Origin of the sequence: Variovorax sp. WS11 (assembly GCF_010499245.1) — a bacterium.
Lineage (GTDB): Bacteria > Pseudomonadota > Gammaproteobacteria > Burkholderiales > Burkholderiaceae_C > Variovorax.
Window position 1 is genome coordinate 554,792 of the sequence record NZ_JAAGOW010000004.1, and the last position, 15,059, is coordinate 569,850.

The 15,059-nt window shown below is 66.2% G+C and carries 17 protein-coding genes and 1 pseudogene; 8 read left to right on the forward strand and 10 right to left on the reverse strand.

What is annotated here, in order from left to right; translation table 11 throughout:
• Positions 1–10: 10 nt before the first annotated feature.
• Complete coding sequence (locus GXN78_RS32040) at positions 11–1,219, reverse strand: CoA transferase (protein WP_106554507.1); 1,209 nt, start codon at positions 1,217–1,219, stop codon at positions 11–13.
• 164 nt (positions 1,220–1,383) lie between these two features.
• Here GXN78_RS32040 and GXN78_RS32045 point away from each other — a divergent pair, with 164 nt between their 5' ends.
• Positions 1,384–2,343: a LysR family transcriptional regulator gene (locus tag GXN78_RS32045; RefSeq protein ID WP_106554506.1), complete on the forward strand. Its 960-nt coding sequence runs from the start codon at positions 1,384–1,386 to the stop codon at positions 2,341–2,343.
• Between the two features lie 40 nt (positions 2,344–2,383).
• On the opposite strand, the gene GXN78_RS32050 is transcribed toward GXN78_RS32045, so the two are convergent.
• From GXN78_RS32050 to GXN78_RS32065, 4 genes are read right to left on the reverse strand one after another with little or no spacing between them, the layout of a single operon-like run.
• Positions 2,384–2,941: a YbhB/YbcL family Raf kinase inhibitor-like protein gene (locus GXN78_RS32050; protein WP_239142973.1), complete on the reverse strand. Its 558-nt coding sequence runs from the start codon at positions 2,939–2,941 to the stop codon at positions 2,384–2,386.
• Positions 2,942–3,000: 59 nt separating this feature from the next.
• Complete coding sequence (locus tag GXN78_RS32055; RefSeq protein WP_106554504.1) at positions 3,001–3,738, reverse strand: molybdopterin-dependent oxidoreductase; 738 nt, start codon at positions 3,736–3,738, stop codon at positions 3,001–3,003.
• A complete protein-coding gene (locus GXN78_RS32060; RefSeq protein ID WP_106554503.1) occupies positions 3,735–4,349 on the reverse strand; it encodes a cytochrome b/b6 domain-containing protein in 615 nt (204 codons plus the stop codon). The genes GXN78_RS32055 and GXN78_RS32060 overlap by 4 nt, the downstream gene beginning before the upstream one ends.
• A 2-nt stretch (positions 4,350–4,351) precedes the next feature.
• The gene (locus tag GXN78_RS32065; protein ID WP_239142974.1) at positions 4,352–4,933 is read right to left on the reverse strand and encodes a DUF5666 domain-containing protein; all 582 of its coding nucleotides are present in this window, start codon (positions 4,931–4,933) and stop codon (positions 4,352–4,354) included.
• 179 nt (positions 4,934–5,112) lie between these two features.
• On the opposite strand from GXN78_RS32065, the gene GXN78_RS32070 reads away from it, so the two are divergent.
• On the forward strand, positions 5,113–5,784 hold the full coding sequence (locus GXN78_RS32070; protein ID WP_106554501.1) for a heavy metal response regulator transcription factor: 672 nt from the start codon (positions 5,113–5,115) through the stop codon (positions 5,782–5,784).
• Positions 5,781–7,226: a heavy metal sensor histidine kinase gene (locus GXN78_RS32075; RefSeq protein WP_106554500.1), complete on the forward strand. Its 1,446-nt coding sequence runs from the start codon at positions 5,781–5,783 to the stop codon at positions 7,224–7,226. Before GXN78_RS32070 ends, GXN78_RS32075 begins: the two co-directional genes overlap by 4 nt.
• Before the next feature lie 91 nt (positions 7,227–7,317).
• Here GXN78_RS32075 and GXN78_RS32080 read toward each other — a convergent pair whose 3' ends face one another.
• Positions 7,318–7,884: a hypothetical protein gene (locus GXN78_RS32080; protein WP_106554499.1), complete on the reverse strand. Its 567-nt coding sequence runs from the start codon at positions 7,882–7,884 to the stop codon at positions 7,318–7,320.
• 684 nt (positions 7,885–8,568) lie between these two features.
• On the opposite strand from GXN78_RS32080, the pseudogene GXN78_RS42280 reads away from it, so the two are divergent.
• A pseudogene (locus GXN78_RS42280) lies at positions 8,569–8,967 on the forward strand (helix-turn-helix domain-containing protein); the annotation flags it as partial.
• Positions 8,968–8,969: 2 nt separating this feature from the next.
• Here the strand turns inward: GXN78_RS42280 and GXN78_RS42285 are convergent.
• Positions 8,970–9,182 carry an acyloxyacyl hydrolase gene (locus GXN78_RS42285; RefSeq protein ID WP_258186947.1) on the reverse strand — a complete coding sequence of 71 codons (213 nt, stop codon included), beginning with the start codon at positions 9,180–9,182 and terminating at the stop codon, positions 8,970–8,972.
• Here GXN78_RS42285 and GXN78_RS32095 point away from each other — a divergent pair.
• Positions 9,103–9,384 carry a hypothetical protein gene (locus GXN78_RS32095; RefSeq protein ID WP_164255854.1) on the forward strand — a complete coding sequence of 94 codons (282 nt, stop codon included), beginning with the start codon at positions 9,103–9,105 and terminating at the stop codon, positions 9,382–9,384. The genes GXN78_RS42285 and GXN78_RS32095 overlap by 80 nt on opposite strands.
• A 56-nt stretch (positions 9,385–9,440) precedes the next feature.
• Here the strand turns inward: GXN78_RS32095 and GXN78_RS32100 are convergent, their stop codons facing one another.
• A complete protein-coding gene (locus tag GXN78_RS32100) occupies positions 9,441–10,433 on the reverse strand; it encodes a LysR family transcriptional regulator (protein ID WP_239142975.1) in 993 nt (330 codons plus the stop codon).
• Between the two features lie 121 nt (positions 10,434–10,554).
• Here GXN78_RS32100 and GXN78_RS32105 point away from each other — a divergent pair, with 121 nt between their 5' ends.
• Both GXN78_RS32105 and GXN78_RS32110 read left to right on the forward strand, forming a co-directional pair.
• A complete protein-coding gene (locus GXN78_RS32105) occupies positions 10,555–11,142 on the forward strand; it encodes an NAD(P)H-dependent oxidoreductase (RefSeq protein WP_106554495.1) in 588 nt (195 codons plus the stop codon).
• Positions 11,139–11,978 carry a pirin family protein gene (locus GXN78_RS32110; RefSeq protein ID WP_106554494.1) on the forward strand — a complete coding sequence of 280 codons (840 nt, stop codon included), beginning with the start codon at positions 11,139–11,141 and terminating at the stop codon, positions 11,976–11,978. Before GXN78_RS32105 ends, GXN78_RS32110 begins: the two co-directional genes overlap by 4 nt.
• 66 nt (positions 11,979–12,044) lie before the next feature.
• On the opposite strand, the gene GXN78_RS32115 is transcribed toward GXN78_RS32110, so the two are convergent.
• A complete protein-coding gene (locus GXN78_RS32115; RefSeq protein ID WP_106554493.1) occupies positions 12,045–13,103 on the reverse strand; it encodes a LuxR C-terminal-related transcriptional regulator in 1,059 nt (352 codons plus the stop codon).
• A 206-nt stretch (positions 13,104–13,309) separates the two neighbouring features.
• Between GXN78_RS32115 and GXN78_RS41605 the strand changes: the two genes are divergently transcribed.
• Complete coding sequence (locus GXN78_RS41605; RefSeq protein WP_239142976.1) at positions 13,310–14,032, forward strand: hypothetical protein; 723 nt, start codon at positions 13,310–13,312, stop codon at positions 14,030–14,032.
• Here GXN78_RS41605 and add read toward each other — a convergent pair.
• Entirely contained in the window at positions 13,975–15,054 is a 1,080-nt protein-coding gene (gene add / locus GXN78_RS32125) for an adenosine deaminase (RefSeq protein WP_106554492.1), read from the reverse strand. The genes GXN78_RS41605 and add overlap by 58 nt on opposite strands.
• Between the last annotated feature and the right edge of the window lie 5 nt (positions 15,055–15,059).

Here is a 15,059-nt window from a genome sequence, read left to right on the forward strand (position 1 = left end):
GATTTCTCCTTCAGCCTTTGTTGCACAAATATTCGCTGCCCGTGATCCTTGCCGTGCGCAGTTCGCGACGCATACTTTCCGAGTAGCCCAGTTCCTCCAACACCTCGTCGGTGTGCTCGCCGAGAAGCGGGGCGCCGCGCCGGATCGAGGACGGCGTCCGGTCGAACTGCGCGGGTGGGCGTGCCTGCCGCAGGCGGCCTGCGGCGTGATGCTCGAATTCCACGATCGTGCCGGCGGCCACCACCTGCGGATGGGTCAGCACTTCGTTTCTCGTGAGCGCCGGCGCGCAGGGCACGTCATGCGCCTCGAGGCGCGCCATCCACTCGGCCGTTGTTCTCGACTTCAAGATTTCCTGCGTCAGGACCAGTCGTTCATTGACATGCTTGTCCCTGGCGCCGGGCGTCGCGAAGCGCTCGTCGTCGAGCCACTGCGGCTGGTCGAGCGCCTTGGTGAGTCCGATCCATTCCTTGTTGCTCATCACCGCGACCGTCATGTGGCCGTCCTTCGTTTCATAGATCAGGTCGATGAAACTTGCGGCTTCCTGGTTGCTCATGGTCTTGCCCGGGTAGGTCTGGGCACCCATGTCCGAGGCCCAGAGGAAATAGAGGATGGCGTCCAGCATGGAGATGCGCAGGTGCTGGCCCTTGCCGGTGCTCAGCTTCGACACCAGCGCGGCGGAGATCGACTGGGCCACCGTCACCGCGGCGAGCTTGTCCGGGAGCACGGTCCGGATCAGGCGCGGCCGCTCGAGATCCGAGCCTGCCTGGACGGTGGTGAGGCCGGAGACCGCCTGGATGATGGGGTCGTACACGGGCTTGCCGACCCATGGTCCGACGTCGCCAAAGCCGCTGATCGAGGCATAGACGATCTCGGGCGCAACGGCGCGGATGTCGGCCTCGCCGACACCGAGCCTGTCCACGACGCCCGGGCGGAAGTTCTGCATGAACACGTCGGCGCTCTTGGCGAGGTCGCGAACGATATCCCGCCCCATCTCGGTCTTGACGTCCACCGTGACCGAGCGCTTGTTGCGGTTGATGTTCAGGAACATCGCCGACATGCCGGCACGCTGGTTGCCCAGCGAGCGCACATGGTCGCCGCTGTTGGGCACCTCGACCTTGATCACGTCGGCGCCCTGATCCGCCAGGATCATCGCTGCCCATGGGCCCGACAACATGGTCGTCATGTCCACGATGCGGATGCCCGTGAGAGGTCCACTCATTTTCTTGTCTCCTGGTTGTCGCCGCCGGTCTTTGAATCCGGCGGCGAGAAGTTGTCCTGTCCGATGCCCGAACAATAGAGATTCCGGCGGGACAAGACTAGATGGCGACAAACGGAATTAGAGTGCGGCAGAATCGGACAATCGAAATTCGCCTGGAGGCCTGAATGCTCAAGGAGCTGTATCGCATGGCCGTGTTCGCGCAGGTGGTCGAACAGGGCTCCTTCTCGAAGGCGGCGGTGGCGCTGGGCCTCGGCAAATCGGTGGTCAGCGCCCATGTGGCGTGCCTGGAAGCACGGCTCGGCACGCAGCTCATCAGCCGGAGCACGCGCGCGCTGTCGCTGACCCAGGAAGGAAGCGCGTTCTACGAGAACTGCCGCCAGATGGTGGCCGCGGGCGAAAGCGCCTTCGCCACCGTGGAGTCGCAACGCGTGGGCGCGAGCGGATCGATTCGGCTCACCTGTTCCTACAACTTCGGCGTCAGCTTCCTGATCGCACAGTTGGCAGCATTCAGGAAGATCCACCCGGACGTTTCGTTCGACCTCGTGCTGGAGGATTCCGTGTCCAACATCATCGAGGAGCGCTTTGATCTCGCGCTACGGGTCGGCCGCCTGGCAGACACGGGGTTGTTTGCCGCGGAGCTGGGACCCTGTCGCATGCTGCTGTGCGCCTCGCCGCAACTGCTGAACACGTCGCCCAGGGTGGTCGGGCCCGATGATCTGTTGCGCCTGCCCTGGGTCGGCATCACACAGCTTCCGCATCCGGAGAAGCTGCACCTTGAGCATGTGAAGAGTGCGCAGCGCTTGGTGCTGTCCGTGCATCCAACGGTCAAGACGCATTCTGGGATCGCTGCGCGCGAGTTCATCCGCTGCGGCGCCGGCATCGGGCTGCTACCCGACTATGCCGTCGCGGCCGATCTGCGCAATGGCGACCTCGTCCAACTGCTGCCTGCGTGGCAGGAAGCCTATGTACGACCGATCTCGGCGCTCTTTCCGAGCAGGGACCGGTTGCCCACCCGCGTGCGCTTGCTGATCGACTTCCTTCGGCAAGCCTTCGTTGATCGCATGCCGGCCGATACCAAGCGGCCGGCGCCCGCGCGACCTCGTCGCAGGCCCCTCGCGTCGTAGACGGTCCTTCATGAGGGAGAGCCGACCCAGCCCGGCCGCGTCAGCGGCCATATCGCCCGACCACGCTCTGTCCGCCGAGCGCATGACCTTGGAGCGCGCCGAGCAAGGCATCGCGCGCCAGACCGGCGGGCAGCGCTCCTGGCGGAAGCTCGGACGCCACCACGGTCAACGTGTAGTGATGCGGTCGGTCGCCAGCCGGCGGGCACATCCCGCGATAGGCCGCCGCGCCCGAGACGTTCGGCCCCATGGAAAAGTCTGCGCCCGCCCGGGCTTCGCCCGACGTGAGCTGGCCACGCTCCGCGGCGATGTTGTAGGCCACCCAGTGCGATACGCCGAGGCCGCTGGCGCCGTCCGGGTCCCACAACAACACCGCGACCGACTTCGCCTTCGCGGGCAGGTGGGTCCAGGCCACCGGCAAGGACAGGTTCTTGCCTCCACAGTCACCGACGCCCGCGTGCTCGGCCGGAATGGGGCCGTTCTCGGCAAAAGCGCCGGATGTGACTTCCATGCCTGCTGAAGGCGTATTTCCGGTGGCGGGCGACATGGCGCCACAGCCCCCCATCAGACTGACGAAGGCAATCGCGGAGATCGACTGCATGCCAGACAGGAAACGGGCGCTTGGGTGAGGGGTAGACACTTTTTCTCCTGAGGGGAATGTCATATGCCGCTGAACCAGTTGTATCCCTGGTCTTCCCAATAGCCCCCGGGATTCGTGTTGGTCACGAAGATCGCCGCGACGTGCTTCGCGCTCTTGAAGCCGAGCTTGGTCGGCACACGCAGCCGCAGCGGGAAGCCGTAGGCCGTCGGCAGCGCTTCATTGCCGAAGTCGAGCGCCAGCAGCGTCTGCGGATGCAGCGCGCTGGCCATGTCGAGGCTCGAGTAATAGCGGTCGGCACACTTGAAGCCGACGTAACGCGCCGTCGTGTCGGCGCCGATGCGCTGCAGGAAGGTCTTGAGCGGAACGCCGCGCCAGTCACCGATCGCGCTCCACCCTTCGATGCAGATGTGGCGCGTGATCTGCCCGGCTTTCGGCAGCGTACGCAGGCGCTCGACGGTCCACGCCGTCTTGTCGGCGACGAGTCCCGAGACTTCGAGCCGCCAGCTCGACACGTCGACTTCGGGCGCGTCGAACTCGGCATAGAACGCGTTGAACGGGAACGGCTTCGTGACCTGGCTCGCCGCATAGGTCGGCGCGAGGCGGCTGCCGCTGAAGAGCCAGGCCTGCACGCGATCGTTCCAGCGCGACAACGCCCACAGGGCCTTGTCGACCTGGTCGTCGTCCTGCAGGTTGCAGCCGGACAGCATCGAGAGCGCGCCGACCGAGAGCGACGAACGCAGCAGCAGCCGTCGCTCCACGTTCACGAGCTGCTTCCTGTGATCGGAGAGCTGGATCATGATGCGGTACGGGGAGAGGCCGGCGGGCGGCCTGTGACCATCGGCAGCAGCGTGCGCGGCACGAGGAGGACGAGCAGCAGATGGATCGCGATGAATCCGGCGATGCCGGCCATCGCTGCGAAATGCACCTTGCGCGCGAAGTCGAAGCCGCCGAAGAGGCCGGCCAGCCATGCCAGCTGCACAGGCTTCCAGATCGACAGCCCCGATGCGACGACGAGCACGCCGAGCAGCAGAACGACGACATAGGCGAAGCGCTGCACCGTGTTGTAGCGGCCGACTTCATGCGCAAGCCGGAACGTCAGCGCGCGCCCCGCGTCGCGCAGCAGCTCGCCGGCGCGGATCGGGAAGAACTCGCGGCGGAAGTGGCCGCTGGCGATGCCGTAGAGCGCATACAGCAGGCCGTTCACGACGAGCAGCCACATCGCCGCTAGGTGCCACGCGATGGCGCCACCCAGCCAACCGCCGAGCGTCGCCCAGGCGGGAAACCGGAACGGCAGGATCGGCGACGCGTTGTAGATCGCCCAGCCGCTCATCAGCATGCAGCCCATCGCGATCGCATTGATCCAGTGGGCGGCACGCACGGCCAGCGGGTGAATCATCACGCTCTTCATCGTCACATCGGCGGCGTCACGCCGTCCTTGCCCGCAGAGATAAAGCTTGCCGACAGGCTTGCATCGGCCGCCTTCTTCGCGAATAGAACAATCTTCGTGCCGACCGCGAGCAGCGAGCGGTCGCCGGGCTCCAGGTTGACGATCGGCACGTCGTCCGGCACGACGATCTTCTTCTCGCCGCCCTTGTACTTGAGGGTCAGCGTGCGGCCGTTGGCCGCGACCAGGTCGCCGACCGTGCCATTGGTCATCGTGCTTTTGGGTCCAAGGTCCCAGGCACGGTGGCCATCGCCGGTGCCCGCCATCGCGGGCGGGAACACATGCACCTCGAGCGCCTTCAGCGAACCGTCGGGCAGCGGCGTTGCCGCCGTTCCGATGTAGCTGCCGGGCTTGATGTCCGTCACTTTGGCGAGCGTGACCGCGCGAACCTGCGTGTCGTTGTTGATCTTGATCGTCAGGTCTTCCCCGCGGTTGGTATGGACCTTGATCGCGTCGTTGCTGACCGCGGTAATCGCGCCGCGCACACCGACCGGCGGCGGCGTCTGGGCAAGTGCGGAGCCGCCGGCGCCGAGCAGGCCGGTGGCCATCAATGTCGGGAGCGCGAGGGTCCGAAGGAGTTTTCCGAGTTTGGTGTTCATGGATGTGCCGAGGAGAATGGAGACCAGGCCACTCTAGGCATCGCCCAGGCTCATGGGCATGACATCCGGATGACAAAAAAGTAATGAAGCGATGCCGCGCCACGCGAGAGAATGGCGACCGAACGCCCATGAGCATCCTCGTTATCGAAGACGACCCGAAGACGGGCGACTACTTGAAGAAGGGCCTGAAGGAAAGCGGCTACGCCGTCGACCTGGCGCGCACCGGCACGGACGGCCTGCACCTGGCGCTGGAGAACGCCTATGACCTCGTCGTGCTCGACGTGATGCTGCCCGGCATCGACGGCTGGCAGATCATGCAGGCCTTGCGCGACAAGCGCGATCTTCCGGTGCTCTTCCTCACCGCGCGCGACGGCTTGGACGACCGCATCCGCGGTCTTGAACTCGGCGCCGACGACTACCTCGTCAAGCCCTTTTCGTTCACCGAGCTCGTCCTGCGGATTCGCACGCTGCTGCGCCGGGGCATCGTGCGCGAAGCCGAGTTCTACGAATTCGCCGATCTCAAGCTCGACGTGCTGCGCCGCAGGGTCACTCGCGAAGGCAAGGAGATCGTGCTGACCAACAAGGAATTCCTGCTGCTGCAACTGCTGATCAAGCGGCAGGGCGAGGCGCTCTCGCGCACGCTGATCGCCTCCGAAGTGTGGGACATGAATTTCGACAGCGACACCAACGTCGTCGACGTCGCGATCAAGCGCCTTCGCGCGAAGATCGACCAGCCCTTCGAAAGGAAGTTGATCCACACCGTGCGCAGCATCGGCTATTCGTTCGGGAGTGCGCCGTGAAGTGGCTTCCGCGATCGCTGGCAGTGCGCGCCACCTTGCTGCTCGCCCTCATCGCATGTGCCGTCACCAGCGTGCTCGGCGCCTACTTCTTCTACACCGCGCGGGCGGCGATCACCGAACACCTCGATACGCAGCTGATCGGCCGCGTCGAGCACTTCCGCCGCCTGGTAAGCAACGTGCAGACGATCGCTGACCTGCACGACCGGCCGTTGCTGTTCGAGACCATGCTCGGCGCCGAGCGCGACGTGCTGCTCCTTCGCCGGCCCGGCGAGGCTCCTTTCATCGACGTCAACCCCGGTCGCTTTCCGGTGCCCGGCACGCTCGCCGCGGCTGCGGACGATCAGGACCTGGCGATCAAGGACGTGCTGACCATCCCGTTGGCCGACGGCGTGCCGATGCATTGGGCCGCGGCGCTCGCGCGTTCGGGCCGCGATGGCGACATGGTGGAGGTGGTGGCCGGCCACCCTCTGACCAACGAGGTGAAGATGATTCGCGCCAACCGCGATCGCGTGGTCTTCGGCGCGCTCTTCGCGATGCTCGCCTCGACCCTGCTCGCTTACCTGGTACTGCGGCACGGCCTGCGGCCGCTACGCCGGGTGGCAGAGAAGGCGGCCTCGATCAACCCGATCAATCTTGCCGTGCGGCTGCCCGAGCATGACGCGCCGCGCGAAGTGCAGCACATGGTGATCGCGTTCAACGCAATGCTTGACCGCATTGCCACGGGCTACGAGCGTCTTTCGCAGTTCTCGGCCGATCTCGCGCACGAGATCCGCACGCCCATCGGCGCGCTGATCGGGCAGACGCAGGTCGCGCTGCAGCGGGCCCGCAACGCCGACGAGTACCAGCACCTTCTCGAATCGAACCTCGAAGAGCTGAACCGGCTGCGTCAGATTGCGGAGAACATCCTGTTCCTCGCGCAGGCCGACCACGCTTCGCTGGCGATCGAGCGAGAACCGATGGCGCTGCACGGCGAGCTTCAGAAGATCGCCGAGTACTTCGAAGGACCGGCCGATGAGGGCGGGCTCCGGTTCGACGTGCGGGCCGCCGGTGTGGCCTTCGTCAATGCGGCGCTGTGCCGGCGCGCGATCAACAACCTCGTCGTGAATGCGGTGCGCCACGGCGCGCGGGGGACAACGGTGCGGCTGATCGGCGAGCAAGAGGGCGACATGGCGACGATAGCCGTCGAGAACGAAGGGCCGCCGGTTCCGCCCGAACAACTCGGGCGCCTGTTCGACCGCTTCTACCGGGGCGACGCGGCACGCAGCCGCTACACCGAATCCAATGGCCTCGGACTCGCGATCGTCAAGGCGATCATGGCGCTGCACGGCGGCGAAGTGCGCGCTTCATGCCCTACACCGAGCTCGATCCGCTTCGAACTGCGCTTTCCCGCGGCGGGTGCGCCCGCGGTCGATCCGCTTGAGGCTCAGGCCGTCACCGGTTGAAGCGGCCCGTCAGAAGTTGTGACCGATTGCCCCTTGTCGGGCGCGAACGCCGCAATATAGACGGGGCTTGCCGCCTTTTCCGAGCCTGACGCTATTTCCGCACGAGCGGAATCTGCAGGTTCGTGGGCCGGTTCTCTTCCTTGTCGAAACCGCGGCCGTCGATGTTGCGGGCGCCCCAGAACAGCAGGTCGCGGTTGAGGTAGACGAGGTCGTGCTCCATGAAGTTCTTCCCCGCCGAGAGCCCGAACGGGACGAACGATTTGCCGAAGATGCTCTGCGGCTTGTTCACTTCCCACCTGTCATAGCCCTGCGCAGCAGCCTTGTTGAGCAGGTCGGCGAAGCCTGGATGCATGGCCATCACTTCATAAGCCTCGTCCGCCACGAAGTCGACCTTCTGTGCGCCATCGGCGATGGGGTGAGCCCCCCGCCAGAGCATGTGGCCGCGGAGGAAGATCCGCGCCAAGGGGGCGGCGCCATACGGATCGGCCGAGTTGACGATGGTCAGCTCGAACACATCGCCCTCGAGGTACTTGAACTCGCGCCTCAGGTAGAACGGCTTGAGGCTGCCGTCGGGGTTCTTGCTCGCGCTGGGGCGAATCTCGGGAGCCAGGCTCACCCATTCGCCGACCATGCCTTGTTTGACTTGCTGCAGGTTCATAGAATTCCGTTCGCCAGGTGGTCGTTCTCCGAGGCGCGCCGTGCCGGGAGTCATGGTGCATGCGGCAAGTGCGGCCGAGGCGAGGCAACAGGCAATGGCAGCGCGCAATTCAACCTCCACATTTGTTCGACGGCAGGGAGACCAGATGCAGTATCGGCACGATCGCGGCGCCCGCGTTAGCCCAAATCGGCAAATCGGATGAACGGGATGCCCGTCAGAGTCGACGTGTTCGATGACTTCCACTTGCACGGCGCTTCGGCGCCGGAGTGGAACCAGCGCTACGTGCAGTTGTCGCCGGGCACGATGCGCAGCACGTTGATCGAAGCCAGTTCGGGCCGCGTGCACCTCTTTCGCAAGTGGATGAGCGAGCGGGTGGTGCAGCAGGGCTGCCTCCCGGCGGGCCAGATCTGCTTTGCGTTACTCAGCGGCCATGCTGCAGGGACGTCCCGCATGCAGGGGCATGAGTTGAACGAGGACTTTCTTTTCCTCCTGCGCGGCGGCGAGGAATTCACCATCCAGCGCGCCAACGGCATGGAGCTGTTCGCGCTCACCTTCCAGGCGGAGGACTTCCTTCGCCTGCTCGACGAGCGGCCTTGGCCGCAGCAGTCAAGGGCGCTGTTGACTCGTCAAGTCGTACGGGTCCCTGCCGGCGCGCTGCAGCGGATGCGAAAACAGCTTCTCGGCATGCTTGGGCAGCCGCTGCCCCGGCATTCCGCCTCTCGCGCCTCCGGCCGCGACCTGGCGGGGTCTACAGGGCTCTTCGAATCGCTGGGCGCGCTCTTCGGGCATGCCTGCGGCGTGCGCGAAGCCCAATCGAGCGCTTCTGCCGGCTACATCGTCGAAGAATGCCATCGCATCGTGGCGGCGAGTGGCGACACGCCGCCGAACGTCGAAGCGCTCTGCCGGCGTCTTCGCACCAGCCGCCGCAGCCTTCAGCACAGCTTCCGGCAGGTTGCGGACACGAGCCCTTTGCACTACCTGCGGGGCTTGAGGCTCAACCTCGTTCGAACGCGACTGATGTCGACGCGCCAGGCTCAGCTGAGCGTCTCGCAGGCGGCGGCGGATCAGGGCTTCGAGCACCTGAGTCATTTCACCGAACGGTACAAGGCGCTGTTCGGCGAGTTGCCATCGAAGACGTCGCGGGCCCTGGACGCGGGCGACACCGCTTCGCGCGTCGGCACTCCTCTCTTGCGAAAACGATAGGCGTAGCGCAGCTGGATGGAGTTCTCGCCGGGGTTGGGATGGCGGATGCCCGCGTTTGAGAAGTACGGCGCCCGCGAGTCGGGCGACGATCGCATCGGCCGAAAGGGGCGCACGGGCCTCTCAGTCGACGAAATCCAGCAGCGCTACGAGCAGCCGCTGGCAGGCCAGCAGGTCACCGTGCGCACCCGCAGCGGCGTGCTGATCCTGATCACACAAGCGGCCGTGCCGGAGCTCCATGTAGGCGACCGCGTGTATGTCGAAGGAAGCGGCGAATCCGCGCGTGTTTTGCCGCAATAGCATTCAGCGCCGAAGACAAACAGACACGCCGCGCTGCTGCTCGATGTCGTACTCGGTCACCGACCTGAGGACGCTGGAGTCCGCAGCTTGATCGACCGTCCCTTCGTGGTGCGTGGTGCGTGCCGTTCAGCCCGCTCCGATCGGAGCACGTCCGGCAACGCCTCCTCGTCGCTCAGCTTCTCCAACACCAACCCGATGAACGCCGATACCGCCAGCGGCAGGTGCCGCCGGCTCGGGTAGATCACGCTCAGGCCGGGGCTCGTACGCTGGTATTGCGGCAGCACCGGCACGAGCAGGCCGGCCTGGATGTCGAGCCTGGTCATGGCCGGCGGCAGTAGCGCGATGCCGAGGCCGGCCAGGGTGGCTCTGCGCAGCGCCTGGGCGGTGTTGCCTGTGAAGCGGCCGGCCACCTGCACTTCCTCCTCCACGCCATCCGGGCCGGCCAGGTGCCAGGTGGTAGGGCCGCTGGGGTGGGCGGGGGTCACGCAGTCGTAACGCCAGCTCTTGCAGCCGGCCCGGCGTGCCGCGCGCGGCGAGGTAGGCGGGGTGGCCACCATGCCGCTGCGGGCGCCGAGCAGCTGGCGAGCGACATAGCCCGAGTCGCGCAGCGGGCCGCCGCGAAATGCGACGTCGATCTGCTCGGCAATCAGGTCGGCCTTGGCGTCGCTGAGCACGAAGTCCAGCCGCACCAGCGGATGCGCGCCCAGGAAGTCGGCCACCCACTCGATCGGGAAGAAGTCGAAGAAATCGGCTGTCGCCGCCACGCGCACCAGGCCACTGGGCTCCTGGCTGCCCGTCAGCAACGCCTGGCCGGCTTCGACCAGCCCGTCGACCGCGCCTGCGCAGCGCTCGTGAAAGGCCTGGCCGGCGCTGGTGAGCGTGAGCTTGCGGGTGGAGCGCTGCATCAGCCGCGTGCCGAGCCGCGCCTCGAGTTGCTGGATGCGCCGGCTCAAGGTGTTGGACGGCATGCCCAGCCGCCGCGCCGCCTCGGCAAAGCTGCCGCAGCGCACCACCTGCACAAACAAGGCGATGTCGTTCAGGTCGAACACGTGTGATTCCCTTTATGGATGGATGAGTGCAATCCGATTGTGCCGTCTAGTCGATCAATGGGTGCGACCCTAATCTTCTGTGCATCGGGCTCCCAGCCCTCGACTCACACGCAAGGACACCATGACCCAACAGCAACAACCCCGCATCGGCATCGTCATCGGCTCGACTCGCGAAGGCCGCTTCGGCGAGAAGCCCGCGCACTGGATCCACGAGGTCGCCAAGCAGCGCACCGACCTCGCCTTCGAGCTGATCGACATGCGCGATCACGCGCTGCCCTTCTTCAACGAGCCGATGTCGCCCGCCTGGGCGCCGGCGAAGAACGAGGCCGCGCAGCGCTGGGCTGACAAGCTCGCAACAACCGACGGCCTGATCGTGGTCACGCCCGAGTACAACCATGGCCCGAGCGCGGTGCTGAAGAACGCCTTCGACTACGCGTACAAGGAATTCGTCCGCAAGCCGATCGGCTTCGTGGGCTACGGCGGCGTGGGCGCGGCACGTGCTGTCGAGCAGCTTCGGCTGGTGGCCGTCGAGTTGCAGATGGCGCCGGTGCGCAATGCCGTTCACATCGGCATGGTGGAGTTCATGGGAATCTGGCAACAGGGCAAGCGCTTCGAGGATTTTCCGCACCTGGCGCAGGCCGCCAACGGGCTGCTCGACGACATGGCCTGGTGGGCCGGGGTGCTCAAGACCGCGAGGGAAGCCACATGAGCGCCGTCCTCGCTGCCCAAGCCCGCGCCATCGTCCATCGCACGACCGGCAGCACGCACGGGCCGATCACGCGGCTCGTGAGCCCGGGGGACCTTGGCGAGTTCCTGAAGCCATTCGTGTTTCTCGACCTCGTCGACATCAGGCCCGAAGCGGCTCGCAAAGGCTTCGGCATGCATCCCCACTCGGGCATCGCAACGCTGACCTTCATGAACGAAGGCGACGTGAGTTACGAGGACACCACCGGCATGGAGGGCGTGCTGCCCGCCGGCGGCGTGGAGTGGATGCGCGCCGGCAATGGCGTGTGGCACACCGGCGGGCCCGTCGGCGATTCGCGCTTGCGTGGCTTCCAGCTCTGGGTGGCGTTGCCCGCCTCGGAAGAGAATGCACCCGCCCAAAGCCTTTACCTCGCGCCCTCGCAGGTGCCGCACGAGGGCCCTGCGCGCGTGCTGCTCGGACGCTACGGCAAGGCGGAAAGTGTCATTCCGGCGCCCGCGTCGATGAACTACCTCGCGGTGCGTTTGAAGGACGGCGAGCGCTGGCGCTACACGCCGCCCGCCGGCCACACGGTGGCCTGGGTGGCCGTCAATGCGGGCTGGCTCGATGCGGGTGGGCCGGTGGGTACCGGCGAACTGGCAGTGTTCGAGGAATCGGGTGAGGCGATCGACTTCGTGGCCCACGGCGATACCGCCTTTGTCCTGGGCTCGGCGGTGAAGCATCCGCACGAACTGGTGATGGGCTACTACTCGGTGCACACGAGTGAAGCCGCGTTGCGCGAAGGCGAAGCGGGCATTCGGCGAATTGCCCACGGCTTGCGCGCAGAGGGTCGACTGGCTTGAGACGGAAGATGGTCGAGGGTGTCGTGCCCGCCTGCGGCGGGCGCGACGCGGTCCTGGCAAGTCGATTCAAAGCATGCCCAGCGCTCGTGCCCGGGTCATCGCGCCCGACCGGTTCTTCACGTCGAGCTTGCCGTAGATATTGTGCAGATGCCACTTGAGCGTGCCCTCCGAGATGAAGATCGCCTCGGCGATCTCCCTGTTGCTCAGGTCCGACTCCAGGCGCTTGAGAATCGCTACCTCGCGCTTGGTCAGCTCTTCCATTGCGGCGGCCGGGCCCTGGGCGTCGATGGAGCCCTGGCCGTCGGGCTTGCGCATCAGCTGCTGTAGCCGGCGCGCCAGCGGCGCCGCCTCCGAACCGCGCAGCCGTTCCGGATCCAGACGATCGATCAGAGCTCGCAGATCATTGGCTTCGTCGAGCATCACGCGCAGGTACTGTCTCGGCGCCGCGATGGCGAGTGCCGTCTGCAGGTCGGCTAGCGCGATGTCCCACTCCCCGACCTGCTTGTGCGCCAGCGCGCGAAGCAGCAGCAGCTCGACCCAGCGGTGGGCCAGGTTGCGCTGCTGGCAGTACTCGATGGCGCCCCCCAGCGCCTGGACGACGAGCCGCGGCGCCTGCTGCAGCAGGAACCGCGATGCGGCCCGAAAGGCCTTGTCGCTGCTCAGGTCGGAAGCCGTCTTGCCGGACGGAAGCTGGTTGAAGCCGAATCGCGTGGCCACGACCCGGGCCTCCTCGTAACGCCCGGCGCGGGCCAGGTCATTGCACTCCTCGGCGGCCAGCGTCACGGTCACGCGCCGCAGCCCGCGCCGCTCACCCAGCGCCTGGCCTTCCTTCAGGATCGCCAGGGCGCTGGCTTCGTCGTGACGCAGGCGCTGCAGGCGTGCCTGGGTCAAGTAGGCGACGACCACAGCGTCGGCAGGCCCGTATTCGTCGACGCTGGTCATCGCCCGCTCGATATGGTCGACGGCCGGCCCGATGTCGTCGAACTCGTAGGCGATGCCTGCCAGCAGGGCATGGAGCAGGCCGGCGTGCGCCGGGTGGCCGTGGAGTCTGCGATCGAGCAGTTCGAGGCCGCTCATGCACACTTGCCGGGCTTCGAGGTAGCTGCCGCGCTTCAGGTGCAGCACGGCCGTGCTGCCGTCGCAGATGCGATTGTGGCGCGCTTCAAACCTATCTAAATCCTAACTTCGGATGGGGGACGTTCGAGGGCCCGGCGCCGATAGTTCTTCCCATCGCGACTCGCGTCACCAAGGAGACAAGTCATGGGTCGTCGGCCTTCGAGGAGCTGGGCTGGGGCGACGGTGGCCTGCCCATCTGCCTGGCGGCGTCGACCGTGCCCTGGATCGTGATGCACATGATGGGCCGGCACGAGCTGCTGAAGCAGTACCCCGAGAACCGCGTCGGCTGCTGGGGCATCACCGAGCCCGACCATGGCTCCGACATCCTCGACTTCGGCCGCCAGGCGGCGCATCCCGGCTCCAGCTACGGCAAGCCCAACTGCATCGTGCGCCTCGAAGGCGACGAGCTGGTCATCCAGGGTCAGAAGTCGGCGCCTGGGTATCGAACGGTCCGATCGCCCAGCTGTGCTGCCTGTATGCGGCGCTGGACGACGGCTCGGGCGAGACCACGCAATGACCTTGTCTTCGCTCAAACCGACCCACAGGAGATTCACATGAGCACCAACTATCAAGTCGTCGTCTACGGCGCCAGCGGCTACACCGGCAAGCTGACGGCCTGGAAACTGGCCGAGCGCGGCATCCCCTTCATCGCTGCCGGCCGCAATGCCGAGCGCCTGCAGATGGAACTGGCCAAGGTCGGTAATGATGGCAGCCGCCCTGCGCAGGATATCCACCCGTTCGCTCTTGGCCAGCCAGCGGCGCCGATTCCGAAACAGTTCGCTCGCATCGGCCAGGGCACGCTCGATGTCGGCTGCATCCGAGAGCGGCGCCAGGCCGACGACCGTGTCGTCGAACGGGGAACGGACGGTCAGCATTCGGGTCACGACGCGCCTGCGGCCTGGCCGGCCTGCAGGCCGCGTTCCGCGCTCCGAAGGTAGTCGGTCACCTCGCGTACGTAGGCATCCCTCTCCGCGGACGGAAGCCAGGCGCCCTCGAAGGCGTGGATCGAGAAGCGGGCCAGCTCGGCCGGCGTGAAGGATCCTGCCGCGCCCGCATGTGGCATCAGATGGCCCAAGGACCCGCTGGCCAGCACGCCGGGATCGTCGGAGTTCATCGTCACCCGCAGACCCAGGTCGAACATCGTGCGCATGCGATCCACCCGCCGGGGGCCGGCATCACGCGGCCGCCAGGTCGGGCAGGCGGTCAGGCAGGTCCTTCGCGCCCTCAAGGCGCTGACCAGGGCGACGTCCTCGATGCAGTTGATGCCGTGGTCGATCCGGTCGACCCCCAGTTCGTCGATGCACTGCCAGATGTGCCTGACCGAATCCTGCTGGTCGACGTCGCAATGTGCCGTGAGACGGTAACCCTGGGCCCGTGCTCGATCGAACACGGCCTTGAACTTGAGCGGCGGATTGCCCTGTTCGATCGAGTCGAGCCCGACTCCGGCAATCCACTCGCGGTAGGCCGCCGCCGCGCGCAGCGCCTCGAACGCGCTTTCGACGCTGCGATCACGGTTGATGCACATCACGAGCCGCGCTCGCACGCCGAAGGCAGCCTCGCCTGCGACAAGGCCGTTGTGCAAGCCGTCGATCACCGCAGCAAAGGGCAGGCCGCGTGCGGTGTGCGCCTGCGGGTCGAAGGAAATCTCTGCGTAGCGGATGTTCTCTGCCTGGCACTGACGGAGGTAGTCGTAGGTGATGTCGAAGAAGTCCCGCTCGGTCCGCAGGACTTCGATGCCCTCGTAGTAATAGTCGAGCATCTCCTTGAGATCCTCTTGCGGCGTGCCGGCTGCCCCGAAATTGCGGGCGGCCTCCAGCTCTGCGATGGACCCGTGGCGCACCGTCAGTCCGTTTCGTCGTGCCAGGTGCAACCTTTGCTGCGGCGACAGCGTGCCTTCGATGTGCAGATGCAGTTCGGCTTTGGGAAGCTCGGCGCAGAATCGGGCGTAGGCGTCGTTCATCGTCG

Excerpts from the sequence above, each read along its gene's own strand:
- GXN78_RS32040 (WP_106554507.1), bottom strand. The coding sequence starts at position 1,219 with ATGAGTGGACCTCTCACGGGCATCCGCATCGTGGACATGACGACCATG.
- GXN78_RS32045 (WP_106554506.1), top strand. The coding sequence starts at position 1,384 with ATGCTCAAGGAGCTGTATCGCATGGCCGTGTTCGCGCAGGTGGTCGAA.
- GXN78_RS32050 (WP_239142973.1), bottom strand. The coding sequence starts at position 2,941 with ATGCAGTCGATCTCCGCGATTGCCTTCGTCAGTCTGATGGGGGGCTGT.
- GXN78_RS32055 (WP_106554504.1), bottom strand. The coding sequence starts at position 3,738 with ATGATCCAGCTCTCCGATCACAGGAAGCAGCTCGTGAACGTGGAGCGA.
- GXN78_RS32060 (WP_106554503.1), bottom strand. The coding sequence starts at position 4,349 with ATGAAGAGCGTGATGATTCACCCGCTGGCCGTGCGTGCCGCCCACTGG.
- GXN78_RS32065 (WP_239142974.1), bottom strand. The coding sequence starts at position 4,933 with ATGGCCACCGGCCTGCTCGGCGCCGGCGGCTCCGCACTTGCCCAGACG.
- GXN78_RS32070 (WP_106554501.1), top strand. The coding sequence starts at position 5,113 with ATGAGCATCCTCGTTATCGAAGACGACCCGAAGACGGGCGACTACTTG.
- GXN78_RS32080 (WP_106554499.1), bottom strand. The coding sequence starts at position 7,884 with ATGAACCTGCAGCAAGTCAAACAAGGCATGGTCGGCGAATGGGTGAGC.
- GXN78_RS32095 (WP_164255854.1), top strand. The coding sequence starts at position 9,103 with ATGGAGTTCTCGCCGGGGTTGGGATGGCGGATGCCCGCGTTTGAGAAG.
- GXN78_RS42285 (WP_258186947.1), bottom strand. The coding sequence starts at position 9,182 with ATGCGATCGTCGCCCGACTCGCGGGCGCCGTACTTCTCAAACGCGGGC.
- GXN78_RS32105 (WP_106554495.1), top strand. The coding sequence starts at position 10,555 with ATGACCCAACAGCAACAACCCCGCATCGGCATCGTCATCGGCTCGACT.
- GXN78_RS32110 (WP_106554494.1), top strand. The coding sequence starts at position 11,139 with ATGAGCGCCGTCCTCGCTGCCCAAGCCCGCGCCATCGTCCATCGCACG.
- add (WP_106554492.1), bottom strand. The coding sequence starts at position 15,054 with ATGAACGACGCCTACGCCCGATTCTGCGCCGAGCTTCCCAAAGCCGAA.